The following is a 10,906-nucleotide window of genomic DNA, read 5'->3' on the forward strand; positions in this document are numbered from 1 at the left end:
CCGACGTCGCGGCCGTCCTCGGCTCCCTCGTCGACAAATCCCTCGTCATCGCCGCCCCCACGCCCGACGGCATGCGCTACCGGCTCCTGGAGACCATCCACGAGTACGCCGCCGAACGCGCCGCGGAACGGGACGCCGGCCCCGGAACGACCGCCGGCGCCGCCCGCCGCCACGCCGCGCACTACCTGGCCCTCGCCGAACGGGCCGAGCCGATCCTGCGCACCGCCGCCCAACTCCCCTGGATCCGGCGGCTGGAGACCGAGCTCGACAACTTCCGGGCCGCCCTCGACCACACCATCGGGGCGGGCGCCACCGACCCCGCCGCCGCCGAGACCGCCCAGCGCCTCGCCCTCGCCCTCGGCTGGTTCTGGTGGCTGCGCGACTACCGCCGCGAGGCCGCCCAATGGACCGCCCGCGTCCTCGCCCTCGGCCCCACCGAGCCGGATCCCACCGGGGGCAGCCCCGCGTACTGGCGCCTCATGCGCCTGCAGCTGCTCCACACCGCCCTGTTCGCCTACGGCCGGTCATCCGACGAGTACACCGCCCCGATCACCACCCGCGCCGGCCGCCTCCACGAGGTCTTCCGCCGGGGCGGTCCCGAGGCGGTCCCCTTCCCCGGCGTGCTCTGGCCGATCGTGGCCTTCCTCGCCGGCGGCATGGCCGGCCTCGGTGCCGCGATCGAGGAGGGCATCGCCAACTGCCGCCGGCACGGCGGCGACTGGGAACTCGCTGCGGTCCTGCTGTTCCGCACGCACAACGCCGTCGACACCACCGGCGGCCTGCCCACCGTCGACGCCGACCTCGCCGAGATCGAGGAGATCGCCCGCCGGGTCGGCGACCGCTGGATGCGCTCCCAAGTGGCGAGCGTCGCGGGCGAGATCGCGTTCTCGCGCGGCCTGTACGAGCGGGCCGGCAGCGAGTACGAGGAGTGCCTGCGTCTGGCCCGCGAGGTCGGCGCCCACCCGGAGGCCCCGTTCGCCCTCGCCCGCATCGCGGAGTCCGCGTTCTGCCAGGGCGACATGGACCGGGCCGAACGGCTGCTGGCCGAGGCCCACCGGGAGACCGAGCAGTACGGTGGCGGCCCCGAGATCCGGGCCTACGGCGGGATGCTCAGCGCGCTGATCGCCCTGGTCCGACGCGACCCGGCCGCGGCCCGCACCCACTGCGACCAGGCCCGGGCCGCCGCTGCGAAAACCTCGGCGCCCTCACAGCTGATCACCGGGATCGACCACGTGGACGCCGTCCTGACCGGATACGAGCAGGGCGCGGAGGTTGGTCTGGCCAAGATCGGGCCCACGCTTGCCGCCGCCGTCACCGCGCACTGCGCCGAACGCGTCCTCGCATCGGTCACCGAGAGCGCCGCCGTGCTGCTGGAAGCCGCCGGCCGGCCCGCCGCGTCCGTACGGGCCCTTGCGGCGGCCACCGCGTGGCGCGCGGGCCACCCGCGCTCGGTGCCGGAGGAGGGCGCCGTGAGCGGCCTCCCGGACCGTACCCGTGCCTCCCTCGGCCCCGAACGCCAGCTGCGCGAGGAGGCCGTGGGCACGGCCCTGTCCCCGTCCGAGGTGGTCGCCCTCCTCAGCGGCAGTTGATCACCGCGTCGGCCCAGCTCGCCAGGGTCGGCATCCGACCCCGGCCCTCCTGCTCGACCACCAGCCGCACCGTCTCGTGCCCGGTCAGGGGGACGTTCACGGCCGCCGCCGGGTCCTCGCGGCCGAGCGCCCCGGACTGCCACAGCCGCTGCCCGTCCGCGTACACCGAGAACCGGACCCTCCCGGTGGACGGCCGTGACAGGCCGTCCACCCCGGCCCGTGCCGAGAACGAGCTGCACTGCCGGTTCAGGGCGATCTCCACCGAGGAGCGGGAGTTCACCGTGATCCCCTGCGCATAGCGCCGGTCGGCGATCTCCAACCCCCAGCGCTGCCACACCCAGCTGCTGCGCCAGGTCTGCAGCTCGGGTCCGCTGTGATCGCCGAACACCGAGTGGGCGATCCCGGCCAGCTGGTAGCCCCGCGGCGGCTGCGGGGGGCTCGGGGTGGACGTGGGGGTGGGCGAGGGCTTCGGCGGCGTCGGGCCGGGCGTCACGGAGGGCGGCACGGAGGACGGCACCGACCGCGAGGGCTCGGGCGCGCCGACCGAGGGCTTCGGCGGGGCCTTCGACGCCGACGCGGCGGGAGTGGGTGCCACGGTCGGCTTGGAAGCGGGCGGTACGGGCTCCTCCGCGGCCGGCGGCTCGGGCACGGCCGAGCCCGGGGCGGGGGCCGAGCCCGACGGCCACGGCGCCGGGACGGCCGGAGCGGTCACGCCGGGCGCGGGCCTCGCCTGGGGCACCGTCTCGGGCTCGTCCCCCGCCAGAGCGAACACCACCCCGGCGGTCGCAGCCACCGCGAGCCCGGCGGCCAGGCCGGCCTTGGCCGACACCGCGAGCCCCTCGGACACCACGGCCCCGCCCCCGGACCCGGCACTCCCGGCCCCGGCCGACCCACCGGCGGAAGCCCCGCCCACGGCTCCGCCCGCGGCACCCGAGCCGCCCGCGGCACCCGAGCCGCCCGCGGCACCCGAGCCGCCCGCGGCGGCTGCCACCGCCCCCGCGCCTCCCGCGGCGACGGCCCCACCGGCCACCACACCCGCAGCCTTGACCGCATACCCGGCGGCGAACCATCCGATGACCGCGACCGGCAGCAGCGCGGGAATGCCCGCGTTGACGTCCTTCAGCTCGCCGGCGGCCAGCCGGCACTTGGCGCACTCCTCCAGGTGCTTGCGCAGCCCCCGCTCCGCCCGCATCCGCAGCCCGCCACGGGCATGGGCACCCAGCCGGTCCGCGTACTGCGCACAGTCCCCGCCCGCGCTGAGCGCCGAACTCACATGGGCTTGCAGATAGGCCTGCTTGAGGCCCTCCCGGGCCCGGACGGCCAGCACCGCGGTCGCGTTGGCACTCAGTCCGAACAGCGGGGCGATCGCGCTCGGCGAGGCGTCCTCGACCGTGGTGTGCCACAGCACGGCCTGCCACCGCTCGGGCAGGCTCCGGAAGGCCTTCACGGCCAGCGACTGCTCGGCCTCGTGCATCGCCCGGACCTCCGCACCCAGTTCGAGGGCGTCGTCCCCGGACAGGCCGGCCGACCCGCCACCGGACCCGCTGCCCGCGGCCGCCTGCTCCGCGAACAGGGCGAAGTCCTCGACCAGATGCTCCCGCTTGGCGGTCTTCGTCCATGCCGCGGCGACCCGCCGCACCGTGGTCAGCAGATAGGCCCGTACCGCCTGGTCCGGCCCGGCCCCGCCCCGGACCGCCTGCAGCGTCCGTGCGAACACCTCGGCGGTCAGGTCCTCGGCCGTGTGCCCGTCCCGGCAGCAGGTCCGTGCGTAGCGACGTACGGAATCCGCATGCCGGCGGAACAGCTCCGCGTACGCCCCGTCGTCCCCGGCGCGCACCCAGGCGATCAGGTCGCCGTCGGACGGGGGCAGCTCGCTCCCGGCGGCACCCGAGAGGGCCTGCCGGCCGCGTGGCTCGCGCTGGGCCGGGACCTGCCGTACGGGCCGGCTGACCGCCTCGACCTCGCTGCCGGCACCACCGATCGGTTCTTCCCGACCGTCAACGCTCATCGCGGAAGCTCCCGCACGCCAGACTCAACCGGTACACCGTTCAAGCCTGTCACACGGGGGGAGTGCGCCGAACCCCCTCCACGCCCTCCGCCCGTCCGGGCAGCCGCCGGCCGAGTGCCGCGCTTGACCCTCACCCGCCCGGGTGAACCCTTCCCGCCCGGAAAGAGACGCGCCCGGCCCCGGGCCATCCGGCACCGGGACCGGGCGCGCGCACTCTGGGGCCTGACTCCGGATCAGGCCGTGCGGGAGCGCAGCCCCTCGAGCAGGATGTCCAGGAGACGTGCCGACGCCGCCGCCTGCTGCGCCGCGTCGGGCAGGGCCGGCGCGGCAGTGGCGATCACCAGCAGCACATCGGCCACCGTGACGTCGGCACGCAGCTCGCCGGCCTCCCGTGCACGGTCGACCAGCCGGCCGACCACTTCGAGCAGCGCGCCCGCGCCCGCGTCAGCCGAGGGCTCGTCCTCCGCGGAGGTCCGCGCGCCCACGACCCGCAGCTCGGGAGCTCCGCCGCCCCCACCGGCCTGGCGCTGGTGCGGGACGCGGACCTCCGGAGCCTCGTCGGCGTCCTCGGCGGAGCGGACCCGCAGCACCTGAGGCGGCAGCAGCCGCCCGGCGCCCGAGGCGACGGAGGTGCGCAGGAAGCGCGAGAGCGCCTGCCACGGTTCCTCCTCCTGCCCCAGCGCGGTCTTGGCCTGCTCGGTCAGCCGGGCGGTCTCTTCCTCGGCTATTCGGCGGACCAGGACGTCCTTGCTGGGGAAGCGCCGGTACACCGTGCCGACACCGACGCGCGCGCGCCGCGCCACGTCCTCCATCGGGGCCCCGTAGCCCAGCTCCCCGAAGACCTCGCGGGCAGCACGCAGCACGTGTTCGAGGTTGCGCTGGGCGTCCACGCGCAGCGGCGTGGTGCGCCCCACCCCGGTCGTGGCGGTGCTCGTGCCGCCGGCCATCACGCGACTGTTGCTCTCACTGGAGAGCGCGGTCGCAGAACCATGGAAATCGGAAATGTTCATATGTATCCCCCGGTAATCGCTTGTCTCCCCCCGGAGACATCCCCGCCTTGTGCCGAGGTTGGCCACGGTCAGTGGCCCCGGTCTCACTCCTCGACGAGATACGAACATAGTTGAGCCAGAGTCAATTCAGAAGAGGCAGCCCCCGACGGACCGCCGCCCGATCGGAGCATTCGCCCCCACTTTTCCGATCCGGGTCTCCGGAACCACCCTCTCCACGCCCTCTGACCTGCGGAACTCCCTTCCCCTCTGCGCCATCCAAGTGCCCCGTCCCAGCGCCCCCTCCGGTCACACAATGTGTCAGGCCTGTGGACAAACTCCCGGCCACGTTGCGTCATGGGATGGTGAAGGCAGCCAACTCCCGAGGCACGGCCCCCGGAACCACGCCCGGCAGCTCCACCACGCCCGCCGGCCCGGCCGCGTCCGCCGCCGGCCCGGCCGCGCCCGGTTCCACCCCGGACAGCCCGGACGCCACCCCCCGCCCCGCCCCGGACGCCCCACCCCCCGCCGCGTCCGGCCCCCGGCGCATCCTCGTCATCGGCGGCGGCTACGTCGGCATGTACACGGCCCTCCGGCTGCAGAAGAAGCTCAGAGCCGGCGAAGCCGAGATCACGGTGGTCACCCCGGACCCCTACATGACGTACCAGCCGTTCCTCCCCGAGGCCGCGGCCGGCTCCATCTCCCCCCGCCACGTCGTCGTCCCGCTGCGCCGCGTCCTCGACCGCTGCCGCATCGTCATCGGCGAGGCCCGGGGCATCGACCACGCCAAGCGCACCGCCACCATCACCACCCTCGCCACCGCCGACGAAGGCACCGGGCCCCAGGAGATCGCTTACGACGAGCTCGTCCTCGCCCCCGGATCCATTTCCCGGGCCCTCCCCGTCCCCGGCCTCGCCGACTACGGCATCGGCTTCAAGACCGTCGAGGAAGCCATCGGGCTGCGCAACCACGTCATCGAGCAGATGGACATCGCCTCCTCCACCCGCGACCCCGCCATCCGCGACGCCGCGCTCACGTTCGTCTTCGTCGGCGGCGGCTACGCGGGCGTCGAGGCCCTCGGCGAGCTCCAGGACATGGCCCGCTACGCCGCCCGCTACTACCACAACGTCAAGGCCGAGGACATGAAATGGGTCCTGGTGGAGGCCAGCGACCGCATCCTCCCCGAGGTCGGCCCCGTGATGGGCGTCTACACCGTCCGCGAACTGCGCGGCCGCGGCATCGACGTCCGCCTGGAGACCCGTCTCGAATCCTGCGAGAACCGCGTCGCCGTCCTCAGCGACGGCGCCCGCTTCCCCACCCGCACCGTCGTCTGGACCGCCGGCGTCAAACCGCACCCGGTCCTCGCCGCCTCCGACCTCCCCCGCAACGAGCGCGGCCGTCTCGTCTGCACCGCCTTCCTCACCGTCAAGGGCGTCGAGCACGCCTGGGCCGCCGGCGACGCCGCCGCCGTCCCCGACATCACCGCCGCCGAACCCGGCCGCGAATGCGCCCCCAACGCGCAGCACGCCGTCCGCCAGGCCAAGGTCCTCGCCGACAACCTCGTCGCTTCCCTCCGTGGCGAGGTCCTCACCGAGTACGCCCACCGGTACGTCGGCTCCGTCGCGGCCCTCGGCCTCCACAAGGGCGTCGCCCACGTCTACGGCCGCAAGCTCAAGGGCTATCCCGCCTGGTTCATGCACCGCGCATACCACCTCAGCCGGGTCCCCACGTTCAACCGCAAGATGCGCGTCCTCGCGGAATGGACCCTCGCAGGCCTCTTCAAACGCGAGATCGTCTCCCTCGGCTCCCTCGAACACCCCAGGGCAGAATTCGAACTCGCTGCCGGCGGCGGCCACCGGCACCACTTGCCCCCACCCGCGGAGCCCGCCCCCGAACCACCGCAGGAAGGCCAGGGCTGACGCTGTCAGTGCCGTCGGCCACACTGGACGTGTGACCATAGGTGTGCTCACACCTGCGCAGAGTGACACCGTCCAGCGATCCACACCGACCCACCCAGCGATACAGCGACGACAGCGACCGCGACCACTTGCGACACCACGAGGCTTGAACGCAGTGAACTTCACGCGCTGGAGCGCCCGGTTTCCCGGAACGCAGCGCCGCGCCGCCGCCCGGTCCGAACACGCCGCCGCCCAGGCCAAGCGCGGCGAAGGCGCCGTCCCGGCTGCCCGCGGCGCAGCCGGCCGCCCCGCCACCACCCCCGACGGCGGCCCGGCCGACGCCACCGCCTCCGGCACGGGCGCCACCCCGGGCGCTGGCGGCGCAGGCACCGGCACCGGCTCCGCCGCAGGCAGCGGCCCCGTCCCCGCCGTGCCCTCCCTCGACGAGCTCTCCGTACGCGAGGTCCTCGGCCGGCTCCCGGCCCTCGTCGCCCTCGTCCACGGCCCAGAGCACCGCGTCGCCTACGTCAACGAGGCCTACACCGCCGGCTTCGGCCCCCGCCGCGCCGGCGCCCCCGCCCACGAGGCCCTCCCCGAACTCGGCGAGCTCGGCCTCCTCCCGCTCCTCGACCAGGTCCAGCGCAGCGGCAAGCCCCGCACCGCGAAGAACCGCACCGCCCCCGGCGGCGGCCACTGCTACACGGTCACCTGCACCCCGGTCGAGTTCCCCAAGGCCGCCCCCGACACCGAAGCCGACCCGCACCCCCACCACACCGGCGTCCTCATCCACCTCGCCGACGTCACCGACCACGCCGAAGCCGCCGAGCGCCTGCGCGCCAGCGAGCGCCGCCAGCGCGAAGCCGCCGTCACCCTCCAACGCTCCCTCCTCCCGCAGGAACTGGAGCAGCCCGACGACCTCCGCATCGCCGCCACCTACCATCCCGGCGGCACCGAGGCCGCCGTGGGCGGCGACTGGTACGACGTGATCACCCTCGGAGCCGGCCGCACCGCCCTCGTCATCGGCGACGTCATGGGCCGCGGAGTGCGCGCCGCCGCCGTCATGGGCCAGCTGCGCACCGCGGTCCGCGCGTACGCCCGTCTCGACCTGCCCCCGCACGAGGTGCTCCAGCTCCTCGACGGCCTCGCCGCCGAGATCGACGCCAGCCAGATCGCCACCTGCGTCTACGCCGTCCACGATCCCAACGAGGGTCTGCTCGCCTACGCCTCCGCCGGCCACCTCCCCATCCTGGTGCGCGACGCGGACGGCGCCGTCCACCGGGCGGCCGACCCGACCGGCCCGCCCCTCGGCACCGGCGGCTGGCTGCACACGTCGGGCACCATCCCGCTGGGCCCCGGCTCCACCGCCGTCCTCTACACCGACGGCCTCGTCGAACGCCGCGGCGAAGACATCGACGAGGGGGTCGCCGCCCTGGAACGCGCCCTCGCCGGCGCCCAGGGCACCCCCGCCGTCATCTGCGACCGCCTGATGCGCGCGCTCGGCGTGGACGCCGACCACGACGACGACGTCGCCGTCATGGTCCTCCAGCAGCCGCACCGCACGGGAGCCGACGCGGAGCTCTTCCACAACGCGGCCCTCGACCTCCTCGGCGGGGTCGAGGCGGCCCCGCGCGCCCGGGCCTTCGCCCAGGGGGTCCTCACCTCGTGGCGCTTCCCGGTCGAGCTGTGTGACCTGGGGGTCCTCGCCGCGAGCGAGCTCGTGGCGAACTCCCTCCAGCACGGCACCCCACCCATGCGCCTGAGGCTGCGTCGCACCGACCGTCGCCTGATCGTCGAGGTCACCGACGGCGACGACCACCTGCCGCGCCGCCGCCGCGCCGAACCGGGCGACGAGACCGGCCGCGGCATTTCGATCGTCGCCACGATCGCCTCGTCCTGGGGCTGCCGTCGCACCCCGGGCGGAGGCAAGGCCGTCTGGTGCGAGTTCGCCCTGCCGAACAAGTAGCCGGGAAAAGGGACGAGGGAGGCCCGGTCCTGGGACCGGGCCTCCCTCGCACACATATACGGACGTACCTACGCTACGCAGCCACGGGCTCCGCACCGACCACGGCAGCACCCGCCGGAACCCCGGCACCAGGAGCCCCTGCCGGAGCAGCCACGGCCCTTCCGCGACCCGACGCGACCGGCTCCGCCTTCGCCAGCGACGGCTTGTCCTGCACGGGGGTCAGCTGCGAGCCGAGCTTCAGCGCCAGCCAGGCGATGCCCAGCGACACCACGACGAACACCGCGACGTACAGCATCGGCGCCCCCGCACCCAGCGGCACGCCCAGCGGCCCGAGTGCCAGCGCGAGCTGCTTGACCAGCGCGAAGGCGGAGTTGTACTGGCCGACCGAGCCCTCCGGCGCCAGGTCGGCCACGAGCGGCGCGAGCGTCGGCGACAGCATCGCTTCACCGATCCCGAAGAGCGCGTACGTGGTGATGAACGCGGCGGCGGCCATCACCGCACTGCCGTGCCCCAGTCCGGAGAACCCGGCGAACAGCCAGGCGACCGTCCAGATCAGGCCGACCAAGGCGATCACCCGTGACCGCCGGCGCTTCTCGACGAGCCGCAGCACCGCGAACTGCGCGAGGACGATCGCGCCGGTGTTGGCGGCCAGGGCGAAACCGAGGGTGGACGGCGAGATCCGGGCGGCCTCGGTACCGAAGGCGGCCAGCCCCGACTCGAACTGCCCGTAGCAGGCGAAGAAGATCACGAAGCCCAGGACCAGCAGCTGGACCATCACCTTGTGCTGCATGAGCCGCTTCCAGGCGCCGCCCGCCTGTGCCGGGTCCTTCGGCACGGCGTCCTTGATGTTTGGCGCGTGCGGCATCCGGACGGTGAGGATGACGCCGGCCAGGACCAGGAACATCACGGCTTCGATGCCGAACAGCAGGGTGAAGCTGGCAGGCCGGCTCTCGTCGACGATCTGGCCGCCGATGAGGCCGCCGATGCCCAGCCCCAGGTTCTGCATGAAGAACTGCAGGGCGAAGGCCCTGGTCCGGATGGCCGGGGTGGAGCACCACACGATCATCGTGGCCAGCGCGGGCTGCATGACGGCCTGACCGGCGCCGAGCGCCAGGGCGGACAACAGGATCGGCACGATGCCGGTGGACAGTCCCAGCGCCAGCGCCCCGGCGGACGCGGCGACGGCCGCGCCGATGACCACGGGTACGGGGCCGCGGCGGTCGATGAAGCGACCGGTGAAGGGCAGTGCGACCAGCGCGCTCACGGCGAAGGCCACGAACGCGCTCGTGGCCGCCATGGAGCCGAGGCCTCGCACCTGCGCCACATAGATGTAGAGGAACGGAACCGTGAAGCCGATGCCGAACGCGGTCAGCGCGTTGCCGGCCTGGATCCGTCGCATCGCGGCGCCCATCACCTTGGTCACTTTTCACCTGCCCTGATAGCTGAAGCCTGAAGACTTCACACCTAAAGTTCGATGCTTAAGACTACACATCGAAGGAGTTAGACGCCAACGGGCTCATGCGATACTTCGGACCATGGGTGACACCCCCGACGGCAATGCGCCCGTCCACGAGCCGAGCCTCGATGAGCAGATCGCCGTCTACCAGCGCGAGTTCCAGGACCTCGATCCCCAGGTGGAGAAGGTCGTCTCGGCGCTCAGCCGCCTGAACCGGCGCATGAACGTCGCGTACGGTCGCCAGACCGCGGCCCTCGGCATCAGCAACGCGGAGTGGGAGGTCCTCAAGGCCCTCGTCATCTCCGGCGCCCCGTACCGGATGGGCCCGAGCGAGCTCGCGAAGCAGCTCGGCCTGACGCCGGCGGCCATGACCCACCGGATCGACCGCATGACGGCGGAGGGACTGGTCACGCGCGAGCGCGACGAGTCCAACCGCGTCCGCGTGATCGTGGAGCTCACCGACGAGGGCCGCAGCAAGTGGCTCGACGCCATGCGCGCGGCCACCCTCTTCGAGGAAGACCTCCTCCAGGACCTCTCTGCCGGGGAGCGGGGCCTGCTGGGCGACATGCTCACCCGCCTGCTGGACCGTGTGGAGGACCTCCAGTCGCGCAGCTGACGGACTTCCCCCGCCGGGGTTGACACCGACCCTGGGGATCCGTAATGTTCTGTGGGTTGCCCCAGAGCCGAAAGGTTTTGGAGACAACCATCCCGCCGCCTCGTCGCGGCACCCAACTCAGCAAGATCTCCCACCGGGGGCTAATTCGGCATGTCCGAATGAATTCCCGAAGGCCGATTATGAATCGGCCGGGAAATCCACTAGAGTTCTGGTCGTCGGAAGGGCCCAACGGCCCGGAAGGCAAACCCCGCTGACTGGGGGTCAGGCCCGAAAGAGTCTGATAGAGTCGGAAACGAAGAACGAAAGCCCGGAGGAAAGCCCGAGAGGGTGAGTACGAAGGAAGCGTCCGTTCCTTGAGAACTCAACAGCGTGCCAAAAATCAACGCCAGA

At 73.3% G+C, this 10,906-nt stretch carries 7 protein-coding genes; 4 read left to right on the forward strand and 3 right to left on the reverse strand.

The genetic code is table 11. The annotated features are described in order from the left end of the window. Window positions 1-1,589 (forward strand): transcriptional regulator (locus ACFV7Q_RS36470; RefSeq protein WP_385435230.1); only part of this gene is annotated, 1,589 nt, incomplete at its 5' end. Here the strand turns inward: ACFV7Q_RS36470 and ACFV7Q_RS36475 are convergent. Next, entirely contained in the window at window positions 1,576-3,597 is a 2,022-nt protein-coding gene (locus ACFV7Q_RS36475; protein ID WP_385435231.1) for a sigma-70 family RNA polymerase sigma factor, read from the reverse strand. The two genes, ACFV7Q_RS36470 and ACFV7Q_RS36475, sit on opposite strands and share 14 nt — an antisense overlap. 233 nt (window positions 3,598-3,830) lie before the next feature. Next, entirely contained in the window at window positions 3,831-4,607 is a 777-nt protein-coding gene (locus tag ACFV7Q_RS36480) for a TetR/AcrR family transcriptional regulator (RefSeq protein WP_385435232.1), read from the reverse strand. 338 nt (window positions 4,608-4,945) lie between these two features. On the opposite strand from ACFV7Q_RS36480, the gene ACFV7Q_RS36485 reads away from it, so the two are divergent. Together ACFV7Q_RS36485 and ACFV7Q_RS36490 are read left to right on the forward strand one after the other, a co-directional pair. Then, window positions 4,946-6,502, forward strand: a complete 1,557-nt coding sequence (locus ACFV7Q_RS36485) for an NAD(P)/FAD-dependent oxidoreductase (RefSeq protein ID WP_385435233.1) — start codon at window positions 4,946-4,948, stop codon at window positions 6,500-6,502. Window positions 6,503-6,656: 154 nt separating this feature from the next. Next, window positions 6,657-8,444 carry a SpoIIE family protein phosphatase gene (locus ACFV7Q_RS36490; protein ID WP_385435235.1) on the forward strand — a complete coding sequence of 596 codons (1,788 nt, stop codon included), beginning with the start codon at window positions 6,657-6,659 and terminating at the stop codon, window positions 8,442-8,444. A 73-nt stretch (window positions 8,445-8,517) separates the two neighbouring features. Here the strand turns inward: ACFV7Q_RS36490 and ACFV7Q_RS36495 are convergent, their stop codons facing one another. Next, window positions 8,518-9,855, reverse strand: coding sequence for an MFS transporter (locus ACFV7Q_RS36495; protein ID WP_385435236.1), 1,338 nt, complete (start codon window positions 9,853-9,855; stop codon window positions 8,518-8,520). A gap of 124 nt (window positions 9,856-9,979) precedes the next feature. Here ACFV7Q_RS36495 and ACFV7Q_RS36500 point away from each other — a divergent pair, with 124 nt between their 5' ends. After that, complete coding sequence (locus ACFV7Q_RS36500; RefSeq protein WP_385435234.1) at window positions 9,980-10,516, forward strand: MarR family winged helix-turn-helix transcriptional regulator; 537 nt, start codon at window positions 9,980-9,982, stop codon at window positions 10,514-10,516. Window positions 10,517-10,906 lie beyond the last annotated feature (390 nt).

It is taken from the genome of Streptomyces sp. NPDC059851 (assembly GCF_042732005.1).
In the GTDB taxonomy this organism is placed as follows: domain Bacteria; phylum Actinomycetota; class Actinomycetes; order Streptomycetales; family Streptomycetaceae; genus Streptomyces.